General features: G+C 31.9%; 16 protein-coding genes. 15 read left to right on the plus strand and 1 reads right to left on the minus strand.

The window, feature by feature from the left end:
- Positions 1-19 precede the first annotated feature (19 nt).
- From DT059_RS03130 to mmsB, 8 genes are all read left to right on the plus strand, one after another.
- Positions 20-499: an acyloxyacyl hydrolase gene (locus DT059_RS03130; protein WP_240704621.1), complete on the plus strand. Its 480-nt coding sequence runs from the start codon at positions 20-22 to the stop codon at positions 497-499.
- Between the two features lie 12 nt (positions 500-511).
- Positions 512-1,663 carry an alpha-hydroxy acid oxidase gene (locus tag DT059_RS03135; RefSeq protein WP_145596691.1) on the plus strand — a complete coding sequence of 384 codons (1,152 nt, stop codon included), beginning with the start codon at positions 512-514 and terminating at the stop codon, positions 1,661-1,663.
- Positions 1,664-1,767: 104 nt separating this feature from the next.
- Entirely contained in the window at positions 1,768-2,931 is a 1,164-nt protein-coding gene (locus DT059_RS03140; RefSeq protein WP_145596693.1) for a pyridoxal phosphate-dependent aminotransferase, read from the plus strand.
- Positions 2,932-2,934: 3 nt separating this feature from the next.
- Positions 2,935-4,431 carry an FAD-linked oxidase C-terminal domain-containing protein gene (locus tag DT059_RS03145; RefSeq protein ID WP_145596694.1) on the plus strand — a complete coding sequence of 499 codons (1,497 nt, stop codon included), beginning with the start codon at positions 2,935-2,937 and terminating at the stop codon, positions 4,429-4,431.
- A complete protein-coding gene (locus DT059_RS03150) occupies positions 4,385-5,656 on the plus strand; it encodes an FAD-binding protein (protein ID WP_145596696.1) in 1,272 nt (423 codons plus the stop codon). The genes DT059_RS03145 and DT059_RS03150 overlap by 47 nt, the downstream gene beginning before the upstream one ends.
- Positions 5,656-6,945, plus strand: coding sequence for a glycolate oxidase subunit GlcF (glcF, locus tag DT059_RS03155; RefSeq protein ID WP_145596698.1), 1,290 nt, complete (start codon positions 5,656-5,658; stop codon positions 6,943-6,945). The genes DT059_RS03150 and glcF overlap by 1 nt, the downstream gene beginning before the upstream one ends.
- A 5-nt stretch (positions 6,946-6,950) precedes the next feature.
- The gene (locus DT059_RS03160) at positions 6,951-7,904 is read left to right on the plus strand and encodes a 2-hydroxyacid dehydrogenase (RefSeq protein WP_145596700.1); all 954 of its coding nucleotides are present in this window, start codon (positions 6,951-6,953) and stop codon (positions 7,902-7,904) included.
- A gap of 1 nt (position 7,905) precedes the next feature.
- Complete coding sequence (mmsB, locus tag DT059_RS03165; protein WP_145596702.1) at positions 7,906-8,820, plus strand: 3-hydroxyisobutyrate dehydrogenase; 915 nt, start codon at positions 7,906-7,908, stop codon at positions 8,818-8,820.
- 6 nt (positions 8,821-8,826) lie between these two features.
- On the opposite strand, the gene DT059_RS03170 is transcribed toward mmsB, so the two are convergent.
- Positions 8,827-9,915: a sigma-54-dependent Fis family transcriptional regulator gene (locus DT059_RS03170; protein WP_145596704.1), complete on the minus strand. Its 1,089-nt coding sequence runs from the start codon at positions 9,913-9,915 to the stop codon at positions 8,827-8,829.
- Between the two features lie 144 nt (positions 9,916-10,059).
- Between DT059_RS03170 and DT059_RS03175 the strand changes: the two genes are divergently transcribed.
- The 7 genes from DT059_RS03175 (at position 10,060) to DT059_RS03205 (ending at position 17,912) form a co-directional block, all read left to right on the plus strand.
- Positions 10,060-11,121 carry an NAD(P)-dependent alcohol dehydrogenase gene (locus tag DT059_RS03175; RefSeq protein ID WP_023854612.1) on the plus strand — a complete coding sequence of 354 codons (1,062 nt, stop codon included), beginning with the start codon at positions 10,060-10,062 and terminating at the stop codon, positions 11,119-11,121.
- Positions 11,122-11,156: 35 nt separating this feature from the next.
- The gene (locus DT059_RS03180; protein ID WP_240704622.1) at positions 11,157-12,686 is read left to right on the plus strand and encodes an extracellular solute-binding protein; all 1,530 of its coding nucleotides are present in this window, start codon (positions 11,157-11,159) and stop codon (positions 12,684-12,686) included.
- 74 nt (positions 12,687-12,760) lie between these two features.
- Entirely contained in the window at positions 12,761-13,624 is an 864-nt protein-coding gene (locus DT059_RS03185; RefSeq protein ID WP_075504876.1) for a carbohydrate ABC transporter permease, read from the plus strand.
- Between the two features lie 3 nt (positions 13,625-13,627).
- Complete coding sequence (locus DT059_RS03190) at positions 13,628-14,476, plus strand: carbohydrate ABC transporter permease (protein WP_145596708.1); 849 nt, start codon at positions 13,628-13,630, stop codon at positions 14,474-14,476.
- A complete protein-coding gene (locus DT059_RS03195; RefSeq protein WP_145596710.1) occupies positions 14,476-15,555 on the plus strand; it encodes an ABC transporter ATP-binding protein in 1,080 nt (359 codons plus the stop codon). Before DT059_RS03190 ends, DT059_RS03195 begins: the two co-directional genes overlap by 1 nt.
- Positions 15,548-16,621, plus strand: a complete 1,074-nt coding sequence (locus DT059_RS03200; RefSeq protein WP_145596712.1) for an ABC transporter ATP-binding protein — start codon at positions 15,548-15,550, stop codon at positions 16,619-16,621. Before DT059_RS03195 ends, DT059_RS03200 begins: the two co-directional genes overlap by 8 nt.
- Before the next feature lie 133 nt (positions 16,622-16,754).
- On the plus strand, positions 16,755-17,912 hold the full coding sequence (locus DT059_RS03205; protein WP_145596713.1) for a TRAP transporter substrate-binding protein: 1,158 nt from the start codon (positions 16,755-16,757) through the stop codon (positions 17,910-17,912).
- Positions 17,913-17,926 lie beyond the last annotated feature (14 nt).

Here is a 17,926-nt window from a genome sequence, read left to right on the forward strand (position 1 = left end):
ATTTTTAATAAGTCTGTTAATGATTACATTCGCATTTTCTTCAATTGCAGAGGAAAAAGTTTTAAAAGATCAAAATACAGAATTTAGTGTTTACACAGGAATGTTTGATTTTAGTGATGATGGAAAAAAATCAACTTTAATTGGTTTTCAACATCAGAATGAAAATTTAAATAGAGATACTTTTTTAGGAAATCTTTCTCCTATAACTGGATTTTTAATTACAGCTGATAATGCAGGATATATTTATACAGGTGTTCAAGCTCAATATAAATTAGGGGCATTAAATTTAACTCCTAGCTTTACACCAGGAATATATCACGAGGGAGATGGTAAAGACTTAGGCCATTTAATTGAATTTAAAAGTGAGTTACAAATTTCACTTGATCTGTCAAAAACAAGTGAATTAGGTTTTTCCTACAATCATATATCTAATGCAAGTCTAGGAGATAAAAATCCTGGGGCAAATAGTTATATGTTTAATTTCTTTAAAAACTTTTAATAAAGATACATCATGAATATCAATGACTGTTATAATTTTGAAGATTTTAGAAAATTAGCAAAAAAGAAATTACCCGCTCCTATTTTTCATTATATTGATGGTGGAGCAGATGACGAAGTCACTTTAAATAGAAATACAGATGCTTTTAATGATTGTGATTTAGTTCCTAATATTCTTAATAGTGTCGGCGAGCCAGATTTATCCACCACTGTTTTTGGTAGAAAAATCAGTATGCCGTTATTTTTATCTCCTACGGCAATGCAAAGTTTGTATGACCCTGAAGGTGATAAAGCTTCCGCAAGAGCTGCAGAGAAATTTGATACAATTTATAGCATGTCCACAATGGCATCTTTTTCAATTGAAGAGGTTGCTAATGTTTCTAGTGGGCCAAAACTTTTTCAACTATATATTCACAAGGACAAATCAATTACTGATGATTTGATTGAAAGATGCAGTAGAGCAAATTTTGATGGAATGTGCATTACTGTAGATACGCTAGTTGCTGGAAACCGAGAAAGAGATCATAGAACAGGTTTTACGACACCGCCTAAATTTACTTTGGATAGTTTAATGAGTTTTGCAATGAGACCTGGATGGGTTTTCAAATACTTTACTAATAAAAAATTTGAATTAGCAAATATAAAAAACAAAACTGATAAAGGCACTAATATTGCAAAATCAGTTATGGATTATATTAATGAACAATATGATCCAGCAATGAATTGGAAAGATGCAGAATATTGTATCAAAAAATGGAATAAGCCTATGGCATTAAAAGGTGTAATGTCAGTAGAAGATGCTAAAAGAGCAATAGATATTGGTTGTACAGCAATTATGATTTCAAATCATGGAGGAAGACAACTTGATGGATCAAGATCCCCATTTGATCAAGTTAAAGCAATTTCAGATGCAGTTGGTGATAAATTAGAAATTATTCTTGATGGTGGTGTAAGAAGAGGAACACATGTTCTTAAAGCTTTAGCCGCAGGAGCAACAGCATGTAGTTTTGGAAAAGCATTTCTTTTTAGCTTAGGTGCCGGTGGTCAAAAAGGTGTTGAAAGACTTTTAGAAAACATGCAAAAAGAAATTAGAAGAAATATGATTTTGATGGGCTGTAAGTCTGTTAAAGATCTTGATGCGTCAAAAATAATATATAGAGACTAAAATATAGGAGATTTAACAATTAATTAATAAAATTAATCATTTTATCTAAATAGACAAAAAAGTATTTTTCGTTTACTTTGGCGACTTTAATTTAAATTTTTATTATGGAACTAGCAAAATCTTTAAGTAGACTTGGAACAGAAAGTGCCTTTTCAGTTTTAGCTGAAGCAAAAAAACTTGAAGCACAGGGCAAACCTATGATTCATTTAGGATTAGGTCAGCCTGACTTTAAAACTCCAAAACATGTTGTGGATGCAGCTAAAAAAGCTTTAGATGATGGTCATCATGGATATGTTCTTTCAAATGGAATTTTAGAATGCAGACAAGCAGTAACTAGATGGATAAAGAAACGTTACAGTGCAGAAGTAGATCCTGAAAGAATTATAATTATGCCGGGCGGAAAACCAACAATGCATTATGCAATACAATGTTTTGGTGAGCCTGGAGTTGAAATTATTCATCCAACACCTGCTTTCCCAATTTATGAGTCTATGATTAATTATACTGGCTCAACATCAGTTCCTTATGACTTAACAGAAGATAAAGATCTTAAATTTAGTGCAGATAAAATTTTATCTTTAATTACTGATAAAACTAGATTGTTAATTTTAATCAATCCAAACAACCCAACAGGAAGTTTCGTAGAAAAACCAGAAATAGATAAATTAGCTGAAGGTTTAAAAAAACATCCTCACGTAACTATTTTAAGTGATGAAATTTATAGTAGACAAATTTTTGATGAAAAAGAAATGCCTACATTTTTTAATTATCCTGAATTAAGAGAAAGATTAATTGTGTTAGAAGGCTGGAGTAAAGCTTATTCTATGACGGGTTGGAGACTTGGTTGGAGTTTTTGGCCAGAGAATTTAGTTGAGCATGTAAATAAATTATTAATCAATAGTGTTTCATGTGTAAATGCAGCAGCACAGTTTGCAGGTATTGCAGCTTTAGATGGGCCTGATGATTCAATTAACGAGATGATGGAAAAATTTACATTGAGAAGAAAATTAATTCATGAAGGCTTGAATAGCTTACCGGGTGTAGAATGTAGTTTACCAGGTGGAGCATTTTATGCATTTCCTAAAGTTATTGGAACCGGAATGGATGGAAGCGAATTCTGTAAAAGAGCTATGCATGAAGCTGGAGTTGCTATAGTTCCAGGTACTGCTTTTGGAAAAACATGTAAAGATTACGTCAGATTTAGCTTTGCAGCCTCTCGAGATAACATTTCTAACGCATTGGAAAATATCAAAAAAATGCTAGGCTAAGCTATGTCTGAAATAGCTTTGCCAAAAGTTGATAGAACAATAGTCAGTAAAAAAGACTTAATTGTTAATAATCTAAAACAATTTACCGATAAAAAAAATGTTTTAAGTGAATTAGATGAAATAAGACCTTACGAAACAGATGCACTAGCTGCGTACAAAAATTTACCTTTAGCTGTTGTACTTCCTGAAAATACTCAGGAAGTAAGTGAGATATTAAAGTTTTGCCATCGAGAAAATATTAAAGTTATTCCAAGAGGAGCAGGAACTGGTCTTTCAGGTGGAGCTCTTCCATTAAATGATGCAATTTTATTAGGACTTGGAAAATTTAATAAAATTTTAGATATAGATTTTGATAACAAATGTGTTGTTACTCAACCGGGTGTTACAAATTTATCAATTACTCATGCAGTTAAGCATAAGGGGTATTACTATGCCCCGGATCCTTCAAGTCAGTTAGCTTGTTCTATAGGTGGAAATGTTGCTGAAAATTCTGGAGGTGTTCACTCATTAAAATATGGAACAACAACAAATAATATTTTGGGTGTTGAAATGGTTATGATGGATGGAACTATTTGTAGAATAGGTGGAAAAACTTTAGATCAAGAGGGGTACGATCTATTAGGATTAATCTGTGGATCTGAAGGATTGTTAGGTGTGATTACAGAAGTGACAGTTAAAATTTTAAAAAATCCACAAACTGTTAAAGCTGCTTTAATTGGTTTTCCAACAATTGAAGATGGAGGAAATTGTGTAACAGATATTATTTCAAATGGAATTACACCAGCAGGTATGGAAATAATGGATAAAGCATTAATTGATGCAACAGAAAAATTTGTTCATGCTGGTTATCCTATGGATGCTGAAGTTTTAATGATTGTTGAACTAGATGGAACGAAATCTGAAGTAGAAGAATTGTTTAAACAAATAAAACAAATAGCAGAAAAAAATAAATCAAATAGCTTTAAGTTAAGTAAAAATGAAAAAGAAAGATTAGGATTTTGGTCAGGCAGAAAAGCAGCTTTTCCTGCATGTGGAGCAATGGCGCCTGATTATTATTGTATGGATGGAACAATCCCAAGAGGAAAACTTTCAGAAATTCTTAAAGAGATAAGTAGATTATCGAAGAAGTATAATTTGGGAGTAGCAAATGGTTTTCATGCTGGAGATGGTAATTTACACCCATTAATTCTTTTTGACGGAAGTAATAAAGAGGAGCTTAGAAGAACAGAGGAGTTTGGTGCTGAAATTCTTAAAGCTTGTGTCAGAATGGGTGGAGCATTGTCTGGTGAACATGGGATAGGAATTGAAAAAAGAGAATTAATGTGTGAAGCATTTAATGACAATGATATTCAGCAACAAATAAATATTAAAATGTCATTAGATGAAAAAAATCTTTTAAATCCCGGAAAAGTTTATCCAATATTAAGAAAATGTGCAGAGGAAGGGAGAGTTCATGTTCACAGAGGAGAAGAAAAATTCCCAGATCTTCCAAGATTCTAATTATCTGTCACCCACAAGTGAGTTAGAGGTTTCAGAACTAATCAAAGAAGCTTATAAAAAAAAATTTCCAATTGATATCCATGGAAGTAATAGTAAAAAATTTATTGGATATAATGTTCAAGCGGCAAAAAGCTTAGATTTTTCAAATTTATCTGGAGTAATCGAATATCTTCCTGAGGAGCTATATATAAAGGTTAAACCAGGAACACTAATAAAAGATATAGAAAATATTTTAGAAAAAAATAATCAAGAACTTTCATTTGAGCCAACTGATTTTGGTTACCTTAAAGATGGAAAATCAAATAAAGGGACAGCTGGTGGATGTGTCTCTTGCAATTTTGCAGGCTCAAGAAGATTTAAAGTAGGTAGTGTAAGAGATTTTATTTTAGGTTTTAGAGGGGTCAATGGAAAGGGCGACATAATTAAATCAGGAGGCACAGTTGTTAAAAATGTGACTGGATATGATTTATCTAAATTAGTTAGTGGTTCTTTTGGAACATTGGTTGCTCTTACAGAAGTCACTTTAAAAGTTTCAGCAAAAAAGCCATCTCAAAATACAATTATAATTTATGAGAAAGATCCAAAAATCATTTCAGATTTATTTAATATGGTTTTGAGTTCAAGCAATGAAATATCAGGTGCAGTGTTTGTGCCAGATGAACCTAAATCTAAAAAATTTACACCAAATAAAAGTAAAGCATTTAAATTAAATGATTTAGATCAAGAGGGTGCCTTTTTTGCATTCAGAATTGAAGGGGATCAAAACTCTATTAATGAAAGAATTAAGGATATTTCAAACGAAATGGATTTAAAAAAGTACAAAACTTCAAATTTAGATATTTATCAATCCGATCTTTTTTGGAAAAGTATAAATAGTTTACAATTATTTTCTGAGACCAAAAATAATCTTTTAAGGGCAGTTGTGCCTCCTTCAAAGTCTGAAAACATGATGAGTTTTCTGAAAAATAAATACAGATATTTTATTGATTGGTCTGGGTCATTATTTTGGATTGAGGTACCCGGTGATCAAAATATAAAAGAAGTAAAAAATATAATAATTCAAAATGATGGATATGTAACAATAATTAAAAAATCCGAGGATTTTGAATTTATAGAAAAATTATTTACGATTGATGATACAAAACTAATGATATCAAAAAAAATCAAAGAAAGTTTTGACCCTAGAGGATTATTTAATCCTGGAAAAATGTATAAGGACTTTTAATGCAAACAAATTTCACAGAAACTCAACTTAAAGATAAAGATAATCAGTCTTCTGAAAAAATATTTAAAAAATGTGTTCATTGTGGAATGTGTAACGCAACGTGTCCTACGTATGGAATTTTAGGAGATGAATTAGACGGTCCTAGAGGTAGAATTTATTTAATTAAAGACATGTTAGAAAACAATAAAAAGCCAACTGAAAAAGTTGTGAAGCACATTGATAGATGTCTTTCATGTTACAGCTGTATGACGACATGTCCAGCTGGTGTTAATTATATGCATTTGATTGATCATGGAAAAAAATATATCGAAAAAAATTATGAAAGATCTACATTTGATAAATTAATTAGATATTTTTTATCTATTACTCTTCCAAATACTAAAGTTTTCAGACTATCAAGCTTTTTAGTTAAATTAAGTAAACCTTTTAAATTTTTAATGCCTTCAAGGATTAAAGATATGATTGATTTGATGCCAAGTAGTTTTCCAAAAAAGAATTTGCCAATTAAGGAAGTTTATAAAGCTTCAGGTAAAAAGAAAGTTGCAAGGGTAGCGTTATTAACTGGTTGTGTACAAAAAGAAATATCTCCTCAAATCAATGAAGCAACAATAAGATTATTAAATAGGCATGGGGTTGAGGTAGTTGTTCCAAAAAAAATTCGTTGCTGTGGATCATTAAATCATCATTTAGGAAAAGAGGAAGATGCTCATCAAGATTTTAAAAATAATATTAATACTTGGTATGAGGAGCATCAAAAAGGTAATTTAGATGCAATTTTGTCAAACACATCAGGCTGTGGAACTACCATGAAAGATTATGGATTTATTTTTAGAGATGATAAAGAGCTTAGTAAAAAAGCTAAAGTGATATCTGATTTAACAAGGGATATATCTGAATATATTTTTGAAAGTTTAAAATTAGATATAAAATCAAAAGGAAAAAAATATAAGGTTGCATATCACTCTGCATGCTCAATGCAGCATGGGCAAAAAGTTCATACTCAACCAATATCTTTACTTGAAAAAACTAATAATGAAATAATGGAAATACCAGAGGGACATATATGTTGTGGCTCAGCAGGAACTTACAACATCTTACAATCAAAAATTGCAAAACAGTTATTAGAGAAAAAAGTAAATAATATAGAGAGTTTAAATCCTGATTTTATTTCTACAGGAAATATTGGTTGTATTACCCAAATTTCTCATGGTACTAAAGTTCCTATATTACATACAATTGAAGTTTTAGACTGGTACACAGGCGGACCAAAACCTGAAATTTTAAAATAGGATTTATGAAAAAAGTTTTAATTACAAGACGTTTAATAAGAGAAAGTGAAGATAAAGCTTCTAAATTATTTGATGCAAAGTTTAATACTAATGATGAACTTTATTCTCAAAAAAAAATAATAGAAATGAGTGAAGGATGTGATGGAATTTTATCATCATTAACTGAAAAATTAGATGCAGAAACTATTAATCAATTACCAAACTCAGTAAAAATTATTTCTAATTTTGCAGTTGGATTTGGAAACATTGATTTAGAGGCAGCAAAAAATAGAGGCATAGCAGTAACAAATACACCAGAAGTTTTATCAGATGCAACAGCAGAAATTGGAATTTTATTAATTTTAGGAGCATGTAGAAGAGCTTCCGAAGGGATTGAGTCTGCAAAAGAAGGTGGATGGAAATGGTCTGCTGATTATTTAATTGGAAAACAATTAACGGGAACAAGATTAGGAATTTTAGGTATGGGTCGTATTGGCCAAAAAATTGCAAAAATCGCAAAATCTTTAGGTATGGTTATTCATTATCATAATCGTTCAAAATTAAGTGAAGATAAAGAACAAGGTGCAACATATCATGACAGTATAAAAAGTCTTTTTTCAGTCTCAGATGTTTTATCAATTTGTTGTCCAGCCACAAAAGAAACAGAGAACTTAATTAATAAAGAGACTGTTGAGTATTTTCCTAAAGGTGCTGTCATAACTAATGTTGCAAGAGGCGATATAGTTGATGATGAAGCTTTAATTGATGCATTGAATAGAAGAAAAATTTATGCAGCAGGATTAGATGTTTATAAAAATGAACCAAATTTAAATCCTGGTTATTTAAAAATTCCAAGTGCTTTTGTTTTACCTCATCTGGGGAGTGCAACAAAAGATACAAGAATTGCAATGGGAAATTTAGCAGTTGATAATCTAGATGAGTTTTTTAGAACTGGAAACTGTATCAATAAAGTAAATTAAAATGTCTCAATCAATAGCTTTCATTGGTGTTGGCAACATGGGTTGTCCAATGGCTGAAAATTTAATGAAGGCAGGAAAATCTGTAAAAGTTTTTGATGTTTCAAAAAAAATGCTTGAGATTGCAAAAGATAAAAATCTTAAGACAATTGAAAATTTAGATGACCTAATTACACATGATGTAGAAACAGTTATAACCATGCTTCCAGAGGGTAAGCATTCTAAGGAAGTTTATTTAGGAGATAATGGAATAATAAATAAAGTATCAAAAAATTGTTTGCTTATTGATTGTTCAACAATTGATATTCAAACTTCTATTGAAATTGGAAAAAAAGCTTCAGAAATAGGAATAGAAATGATTGATGCACCAGTTAGTGGTGGAGTAATGGGAGCCCAAAAAGCAACTTTAAATATAATGGTTGGTGGATCGAAAAAAGCATTTGAAAAAGCGCTTCCTTTATTAAGAATTATGGGAAAAAATATATTTCATGCAGGTGATTTAGGTAGTGGTAATGGTGCCAAAATTTGTAACAACATGGCTTTAGGTATTGCAATGATTGCTGCTTCAGAGTCATTAATGTTAGCAAAAAGATTAAACATAGATATTAAAAAAGTTCATGAAATTATGAAAAATGCATCTGGTAACAGTTGGCCAATTTCAGTATATCCTCCTTTACCTGGTTTAATTGATGGTACACCTTCTAATAATAATTATCGCCCAGGTTTCTCTGCAGGAATGATGAATAAAGATCTTAAACTTGCAAATGATTGTGCCAAGAGTGTGAATGCAGAAACACCATTAGGAAAAATGGCTTTAGAAATTTATGACCAATTTTGCAAAGATGGAAACGATACTAAAGATTTTTCAGCTATTTCCAAAGTTATAGGTGGCAGTGCTTGGGACTATCCTATCGATTAATTTGATCTACTGTAAGTGTTTATAAATTGTTGTTCTTGAAACGCCCAATTTTCTTGATGCAGCAGAAATATTATTTGTTTCGTTAAATGTTGATCTAATCAAAACACATTTTTCTCTTTTAATTTTAGTATCTTCACAATTTTTACATGCAGATGTTTTCTTTTCTGTTTTTGCTTCAATAAATTTGTTTTCTTTAAAAATTTGACTTTTAACCACAAACACTGATGAACCCAAATGATCAGTAATTTTTAATGTCTTATTATTTAATAAATCTGATGCAATAGATGAAAATGAATTCGTAAAAATTTTATTAAAATTTTCATTTTTTAGGTCAACCAATCCATTAAGCATTATTTTTGCATTGCTATTCGCACCCACAATTAAGCCATCTCCATTTACAGCTAATAATCCAACACTTGTTGTTGATAAATACTCTTGTCTAGGATGAAAAGATAAAATCAATTCATGTTCAAATTTTTTTAAAAATAACTTTGTTTCGATACTTCTAGTTGCAAGTTTCACTAAAGCTAGAGTATGTTGTTCTCTTGACATATAGTCAGTTGAAGCATCTATAATTCCAATAGTTTTACCATCATAATTTATTATTGGACTTGCGAAACAAGATATATTTTCATGTGCTATAAAAAAATGTTCTTTACCAGAAACAATTGTTGGTTTTTTTAATTCAACAGATAACCCTAAACCATTTGTACCACAAACTTTCTCAGCCCAAATAGATCCTGGTATAACAGTTTTACCTACATCTGTTTGAAGACAAGTTTTATCATAAATTGTATCAAGCACCAAACCATTCTCGTCTGAATACGCGACCATAAAATTAGTACCTGCAATTTGAGAGTATAAAAGTTCTAATTCAGGAATAACTATTTTTCTAAGAGCATCATTTTTTTCTTTAATCTCTTTTAATTCAATTGAAGATACGACGCTTTGTTTTGGATCTTGAAACGGATTAAGCCCCTCAGCAATACACCTCGACCAGCTATCAGAAATTTCTTTGCCCATCTCATAGGACATCATTCCTCTTTTTTTTAGAATATTTTTAAATTCTTTACTTGTTGAAGATAAATTTCCCATTTTTGAAAGATAAATAAAATTAAAGTGTTCAACAACTAACCACAGGTTGTATTTGTAAACTATTTGGACACTTAAAAGCGGCATTGACTCCATCGGACTTCGATTTTTTAATAAGGTTTTGAAAATTAAAAGGGAGAGAAAACGATGAAAGCACAGGTTTTGCACAAGTATGACCCAGAAATGAAAGAAAAAGTTTGGGTTACAGGCGAAGAAATGCCAGATCCAAAAATTGAGAAGGCATCAGATGTAATTGTTAAAATTGGTGCTGCAGGAGTTTGCAGAACAGATTTACATATTATTGAAGGAGTATGGAAACATATTCAAGATCCAGATGGAACTTTATTACCGTGTGTAATGGGGCATGAAAATGCTGGATGGGTAGAGGACGTTGGTAAAGACGTAACTGATTTTAAAAAAGGTGATCCAGTTATTTTACATCCATTAATTTCAGGAACAGGTGGTACATGTTTGGACTGCAGGAGAGGTAATGATATGCATGCTGCTGCTGGAGCATTTCCTGGATTAAGTATTAAAGAAGGTGGATACTCAGAGTTATTAAAAACAAGTGTTAGAAATTTAATTAAACTTCCAAAAGTTTTAGCACCTAAAGATGTTGCACCTTTTTCAGATGCAGGTCTTACAGCTTATAGAGTTGTTAAAAAGGCAACTAGACATTTATTGCCAGGTCAAAGCTGTACGATAATTGGTGCTGGAGGTTTAGGACATATTGCTATTCAATGTTTGAAAGCGATGTGTGCAGCTGACATTATTATTGTTGAGAAATCTGAAACAGCCTTAAAACATGCAATGGAACTCGGTGGTGATCACGGAGTTTTAATTGATGGAAACGAAATTGAAAAAGTTCAAGAACTAACTAAAGGAAAAGGTTCAGAAGCTGTTATCGATTTCGTAGGTGAAAAAGGATCTACTGCCATGGGAATTCAAATGACTTCTAATGGTGGTTTTTACTACATTGTTGGTTACGGAGAAGAAATTAAATCATTAGCAGTTGATTTAATTATTTCTGAAAAAACAATCGTAGGTAATTTAGTGGGAACGTGGTCTGAGTTATATGAATTGATGGAGTTAGCTGATCGAGGAAAAGTGAAGCTATCCATGCAAGAATATAAATTAGACGATGCTAATAAAGCGCTCCATGATCTTAACGACGGTAAGGTTAAGGGAAGAGCTGTTTTAGTTCCGTAAATAAGTAAAGGAAGAGAGAGGTAATAATGAAAATAATGAAAACTTGCTTGACGGCTTTAATATCAAGTTTGATGATATTTAGTCCTATGGCATATGCTGATAAGTGGAGCGATCAGTTTCCACATATCAAAGCTACAGGAGATATTCCTGGTGACTGTTCTTATGAGAAGATGTCTAAGAAAAATTACAAAGGAAAAACTCTTAAAATAAATACTCACGCAATACCGGTAATGGGTGAGCCAACAGCTTTACACGCTGAACAGTTTGAGAAATTAACTGGTGCAAAAGTTGAAGTTACACATACACCAGCAGGTGATTTGTACTCAAAAGCAATGGTTCCTTTCCAAGCTGGACAAGCTCCTTACGATGTTGTGTTTGGATTTTCTAACTTCATTAATGACTGGAAAAGATATTTAGCACCAGTTCCTAAGAAGTATATGAACTCACCTGAGATGAAAGACGTAACAAAATCTCACATGGGTGTATCATCTTGGGATGGAACTATGTACCAATACCCAGTTGATGGTGACAGACATTATCTAAAATACAGAAAAGATGTCATTGATAATCCAGAAATGCAGAAGAAATATAAAGCTGACACAGGTAATGAGTTAAGAGTTCCAAGAACTTGGAAAGAATACGCTCAAATGGCGAAATATTTCAATGATTGGGATTGGGATGGAGATGGTGAAAAAGAATATGGTTCAGCTGAAGTTATGAAAAAAGATGACTTAATGTTTGCAGCTTTTTTCAGCAGATCAGTTGCTTATGCTAAAAACCCTAGAACTCCAGGTGGTTTCTTTTTTGATTTAGAAACTATGAAACCAAACATCAATAACCCAGGTTTTGTTGAAGCATTAACTGATTGGGTTGAAGCTACTAAATATGTTCCTCCAGGAGGAACTAACTTTGGTCTAGGTGATGAAATCGGATCATTTGGTGGTGGACAAACTTTATTTAGTTTCTCTTGGGACGATGCATTTATTGCAGCAATGCAAGATGATAGCCCAATTAAAAATAAAGTTGGCGCAGCTCCACTTCCAGGCGCTGATAGAGTTTGGAACAGAGTTACTAATAGCTGGGAAAACCAATACAACCAAGCTCCTTACATTGTTTGGGGTTGGGCTGTAGGTGTTGCTAAGAAAAGTAAAGTAAAAGATATGGCATTTGATTATCTTTGCTTCTTTTCTAATGGTGCAAACCACCAAGCTGATTTAGCTATTGGTAGATTTGGTGTTAACCCATTTAAAAACTCAGACTTTGACCCTAACATTTATATTAATAGTATGGGTTGGGATCCAGAGATCGCTAACAGTTACACTCAAACACTTTTAGATATGGAAAAAAGTAATAACAGAGTTTTCCCTCTAAGAGTTCCAGGTGTATTTGAATTTACAAGTGCTGTTGCTACAGGAACTTCAAAAGCTTTAGCAGGACAATTATCTCCTCAAGAAGCTTTAGACGAAGTTGCTAAAGAGTGGGAAGCAATTGTAAGCAGAGTAGGTAAAAAAGCAGTTCAAGATGCCTATGCTGTTGGTGTTAAAATGGAAGACAACAAGCTATAATTATAAAATACTTTACGTGGCCATTAATTAAAATGGCCACGTAATATAAAAGTAATATAATCCTTTTTATATAAATGAATTTTAAGCATAAATATTTCTTTCTGTTTCCAGGTTTATTTGTATTGATAGGAATATTAATTTTTCCAATTATTTTCGTAGTTAGATTAAGTTTATCAGGATGGAATAGTTATAATCCTGGTTTAGATTACATAGGATTAGAAAATTACATAAGATTATTCACTGATGACCCAAGATTTTGGGAATCATTTTTTAGATTAAGTTTTTTATCAGTTACAACAGTTATCTTACAATATGTGATTGGTTTTGCATTGGCACATATGGTTTGGAAAGATATTAAATTTAAAAGATTTTTTAGAGTTCTTTTTTTAGTTCCAATGATGACAACTCCAGTGATCATGACAGTTATTTGGAGAACTTTTTTTCATGAATCTTTAGGACCGGTAAATGATTTGTTATCAGTTTTTGGTGTAGCTCCCAAGTGGTTGACAGATCCAGTTATTGCAAAATTTACAGTGATAATAGTTGAGGTATGGCAATGGACACCATTTATGTTTTTACTTTTATTGGCAGGGTTGTTGTCATTACCTAAAGAACCGTTTTTGGCTGCTGCAATTGATGGTGCTAGTCCCGTTAGAAAATTCATTTATGTAACATTTCCATTGATGGCGCCCATCTCAATTGGAGCAATAATTATAAGGTTAATTGAGGCATCAAAGATTATGGATACAGTTTACGTATTGACCTCAGGTGGACCAGGTACTTCTACGGAAACTTCAAGTTTTTATATCTTTATTAAAGGATTGAGAGAATTTCAGATGGGTTATGCAGCGTCGATGTCATTTACTTACTTAATAATCATGATCATAAGTCTAACTATTATAGCAAAAGTATTAACTAAAGTTTTATTAAAAGAATAGATAATGAATAAACTATATATTTTTTTGAAATATTTTTTTATTGTCGTTTGGACAGTATTTGTAATTGCTCCTTTTCTTTGGGCTTTAACAACATCTTTTAAAGATTTCCAGTCTGTTAATGGGGGAGTAACATATATTCCATGGGTTGATTTTGAGCCGAACTTAGAAGGTTGGAAGGTTTTAATTAAATCTCCAGCTAAAGGTGGAGTAGATATAATTGAACCATATTTTAATAGTTTGTTTGTAACTTGTACTGCAAGTTTAATTAGTATTATTCTTGGAACATTGTCTGCTTACGCATTATCAAGATACACATTTAAGGCAGGGTTTGTTAAAAATAATGACATTACTTTTTTCTTTATCTCACAAAGAATTATGCCACCGATTGTTTTGTCAATTCCATTTTTTTTATTTTTAAGTTCAATAAATTTATTAGATAGTCTAACGGGGCTAATTGTTGTTTATATTGTTTTATTAATGCCAATAGCTGTTTGGATTATGGTCGACTTTTTTAATAAAGTTCCAAGAGAAATTGACGAGACAGCTCTAATTGATGGTTGTAATCCTTATCAAGCATTTTTAAAAGTGGTCTTACCGAATTCAATACCTGGTTTAATTGTAGCAGGGATGTTTTGCATAATTTTTGGATGGATTGATTTTTTCTTTGCTTTTATTTTAACATTTACAGAGGTGCAGTTATTACCTGTTAAAATTGTTGCATTAAATTCATCAGTAACTCCTTGGTGGAGCTTATCTGCATCAGCTTTAGTTTCAGTAGCACCGTTAATTATTGTTGCATTTATAGTTGAACGATATTTATCAAAAGGAAATTTGTCAGGAGCTATTAAGTAATGGATTTAGTTGCTAATAATTTATCATACAAACCAGATGATCAATATCATTTAAACGAAGTATCGTTTAATTTTAAAGAAGGGAATCTATATACAATTCTAGGAAGAACGTTATCTGGAAAGACAACTCTATTAAAGACAATAGCTGGTCTTTTAACGCCAGATACTGGTGAAATTGAATTTGATGGTAAAAACTTTTTAAAAATTCCTGTCTGGGAAAGAAATGTTGCAATGGTTTATCAGCAATTCATAAACTATCCTCATTTAAATGTTTTTGAAAACATAGCCTTTCCTTTGAAACAAAGAAAAATAGATCAAAGTATTATTAAAGAAAAAGTAATGGACGCTTTAAAATCTGTAGGCTTGTTAGGTTATGAAAATAGAAAGATCCAAGAACTTTCAGGAGGGCAGCAACAAAGAGTTTCGCTTGCAAGATCTTTAGTCAAAAACGCTAAAATACTGTTGCTAGATGAGCCATTAGTAAATTTAGACTATAAATTGAGAGAGCAACTTAGAGAAGAGTTTAAGAACCTATTTTCTAAAGGGTTAGCAGATGAAACAATACTAATTTATTCGACTACTGATCCAAGGGAAACTATGGAATTAAATGGTGAAGTTATTGTTTTAGATGAAGGCAAGGTCTTACAAGTTGGTCCAGCAAAGGAAATATTTGAAAATCCAAACTCATTAAAAGTTGCTGAAATTTCTAATGATCCGCCAATGAATATAATAGAAGCTAAAATTTTAGATAATCATATTAGATTTGAAGGCATTGATGTAGAGGCCCCACAACACTTATCTAAATTAACAGAAGATGGTTTAAAAATCGGATTAAGATCTTCTGATATTGAACTTGGTGAAAACGGACATGAATTTGAAGTTGAGCTTGCAGAAATTAGTGGTTCAGAAACATTGCTACATTTAAAAAGAGGAGACACAAAAATTATAGTTTCAATAGAAGAGGTTCTAAATTTTAAGATACACGATAAAGTAAAAATTAATTTTAAAATTGATAGAGCTTATGCGTTTCATGCTGATGGAAAATTAGCATCTTCACCTTTTGGAGGTTTGAATGGCTAAAATTGATTTAAGTAAGATATCTCACTCATACAATCCAAATGATCCAAATCCAGTTTATGCTTTGAATCCTTTCTCAATGACATGGGAAAATGGAAATCGATATGCAATCTTAGGTCCTTCTGGATGTGGAAAAACTACAATGCTAAACATTGTATCTGGTTTAGTTAGACCTTCTGCTGGAAGAATACTATTTGATGACAAAGATGTTACAGATTTAAAAACAGAAGATAGAAATATTGCTCAAGTTTTTCAATTTCCAGTTATTTATAATACTATGACTGTTTATGAAAATTTGGCATTCCCACTTAAATGTAGAGATTTTTCTAAAAGTAAAACAGATGAAAGAGTTAATTCAGTTGCCGAAACTTTAAATTTAAAATCTTTTTTAAATTCTCCTGCAAGAAAATTAACAGCTGATCAAAAACAATTAATATCTTTAGGAAGAGGTCTTGTAAGAGAGGACGTAGCTGCTGTTTTAATGGATGAACCTTTAACTGTTATTGATCCAGATTTAAAATTTAGATTAAGAAGAAATCTTAAAGAAATTAATGAGCAATACAAAACAACATTAGTTTATGTAACGCACGATCAAAACGAAGCGATGACTTTTGCAGATAACATAATAGTCATGAGCGAAGGAGAGGTAGTTCAAACCGGTTCTCCGAAAGAACTTTTTGAAAGACCTAATACAACATTTGTTGGATACTTTATTGGATCTCCAGCTATGAACTTATTTGAAAGTGAAGCTTCCTCAAACAATAGTGTAAAGATTAATAATACCTTAATTAAAACTCATACAAATTTATCTAATTTAAAAACAAAAAATATTAAATTAGGAATTAGATCGGAATTCATTAAAATTGCACAAAATCAAAATGAAAACTTAGTTGAAGTTAATGTTGAAAAGGTTGAGGATCTTGGAAACTATAAATTAATCACTGCCAAAATGGGAGATCTTATAATTAAATCAAAAGTCAACCGAGAGACTGAAATACCAAGTCAGAATGTAAAGCTCCATATACCAGCAGAGAAATGCTGCGTTTATGAAGATAACAAATTAATTTAAAAGTAAATTCTATTATTAATTGAAAATTTTTTTAAAAATTGTTCAATGTGGGTCATTTTTGTCAACAATTTAGAAAGACTCTAATCTAAATCTATGCTTAAATTATTAAAGTTAATTAACTAGAGGAGAATCTATGATTAAAAATAAAAAGTCATTGAAGAGTTCTAAAACTCCTTCAAGACGGAAGTTCTTCAAAGCAGCAGCAGCAACTGGTGCAGCAGCAGCAACAGCTGTAGCAATGCCAAACGTTGCTTTTGGTGCTCCATTAACATTAAAGATGCAAGCAGCTTGGCCTTCAGGCGCTAATATCTTTTTTGAAATGGCAGGAGATTATGCAAAAATGGTTAGCGACATGTCTAATGGAGAATTGAAGATTGATCTTCAACCAGTTGGAGCTGTTGTTAAAACTTCAGAAATTGGTCAAGCGGTAAGTTCAGGTGTAGTTGATATGGGTCACTGGGTGACTGCATATTGGTACGGAAAAAATCCTGCTGCATCACTTTTTGGAACAGGACCTTCATACGGAATGTCATCTCAAGAAGTTATGGGATGGATGGAGTATGGTGGAGGAAGAGCTTTATATGATGAAGCAGTAGCAAGTGTAGGATTCAACTACTACGGTTTCTTCCATATGCCAATGCCAGCTCAACCATTTGGTTGGTTTAAAAAGAATGTAACTAAAGTATCTGATGTTAAAGGTATGAAGTATAGAACAGTTGGTCTAGCGACTAACGTTTTAACTGCTATGGGAATGGTTGTAAGACAATTACCAGGTGGTGAAATTCAACCAGCTATGAAAACTGGTTTAATTGATGCTGCAGAGTTTAACAACCCAACGTCAGACTCACAGTTTGGAATGCAGGATGTCTCTAAACATTACCACTTAGGAAGTTTCCACCAATCACAGGAAATGTTCGAAATACCGGTAAACAAAAAGAGATTTGATAGCCTTTCACCTGCTCATCAAGCTATCTTGAGAAACGCTGCTTACGCTGCTAACTCAGATAACTATTTCAAAGCATTAGTTAGATACTCGCAAGATTTATCTAAATTAATGAATGAGCATAAGGTTAATGTTTACCAAACTTCTGACGCTATCTTAGCTGAACAATTAAAAGGTTGGGATAAAGTTATTGGTGAGTTTGCTGCAAAAGATGCTTTCTTCAAGAAAGTGGTAGACTCTCAAAAAGCATACGCTAAGAGAACAATGAAGTATCTGTTGATGAATCAACCGAACTACAAATTAGCTTATGAAAATGAGTTTGGACCAATTGAGAAAGTTCAAATCTAATTAACTTTTAAATA

It is taken from the genome of Candidatus Pelagibacter sp. FZCC0015, assembly GCF_007833635.1.
Classification (GTDB): domain Bacteria; phylum Pseudomonadota; class Alphaproteobacteria; order Pelagibacterales; family Pelagibacteraceae; genus Pelagibacter.

Coding starts and splice junctions, on each gene's coding strand:
- DT059_RS03145 (WP_145596694.1), top strand. CDS start 2,935: ATGTCTGAAATAGCTTTGCCAAAAGTTGATAGAACAATAGTCAGTAAA.
- DT059_RS03140 (WP_145596693.1), top strand. CDS start 1,768: ATGGAACTAGCAAAATCTTTAAGTAGACTTGGAACAGAAAGTGCCTTT.
- mmsB (WP_145596702.1), top strand. CDS start 7,906: ATGTCTCAATCAATAGCTTTCATTGGTGTTGGCAACATGGGTTGTCCA.
- DT059_RS03195 (WP_145596710.1), top strand. CDS start 14,476: ATGGATTTAGTTGCTAATAATTTATCATACAAACCAGATGATCAATAT.
- DT059_RS03190 (WP_145596708.1), top strand. CDS start 13,628: ATGAATAAACTATATATTTTTTTGAAATATTTTTTTATTGTCGTTTGG.
- DT059_RS03135 (WP_145596691.1), top strand. CDS start 512: ATGAATATCAATGACTGTTATAATTTTGAAGATTTTAGAAAATTAGCA.
- DT059_RS03200 (WP_145596712.1), top strand. CDS start 15,548: ATGGCTAAAATTGATTTAAGTAAGATATCTCACTCATACAATCCAAAT.
- DT059_RS03130 (WP_240704621.1), top strand. CDS start 20: ATGATTACATTCGCATTTTCTTCAATTGCAGAGGAAAAAGTTTTAAAA.
- DT059_RS03180 (WP_240704622.1), top strand. CDS start 11,157: ATGAAAACTTGCTTGACGGCTTTAATATCAAGTTTGATGATATTTAGT.
- DT059_RS03185 (WP_075504876.1), top strand. CDS start 12,761: ATGAATTTTAAGCATAAATATTTCTTTCTGTTTCCAGGTTTATTTGTA.
- DT059_RS03175 (WP_023854612.1), top strand. CDS start 10,060: ATGAAAGCACAGGTTTTGCACAAGTATGACCCAGAAATGAAAGAAAAA.
- glcF (WP_145596698.1), top strand. CDS start 5,656: ATGCAAACAAATTTCACAGAAACTCAACTTAAAGATAAAGATAATCAG.
- DT059_RS03205 (WP_145596713.1), top strand. CDS start 16,755: ATGATTAAAAATAAAAAGTCATTGAAGAGTTCTAAAACTCCTTCAAGA.
- DT059_RS03150 (WP_145596696.1), top strand. CDS start 4,385: ATGTTCACAGAGGAGAAGAAAAATTCCCAGATCTTCCAAGATTCTAAT.
- DT059_RS03160 (WP_145596700.1), top strand. CDS start 6,951: ATGAAAAAAGTTTTAATTACAAGACGTTTAATAAGAGAAAGTGAAGAT.
- DT059_RS03170 (WP_145596704.1), bottom strand. CDS start 9,915: ATGGGAAATTTATCTTCAACAAGTAAAGAATTTAAAAATATTCTAAAA.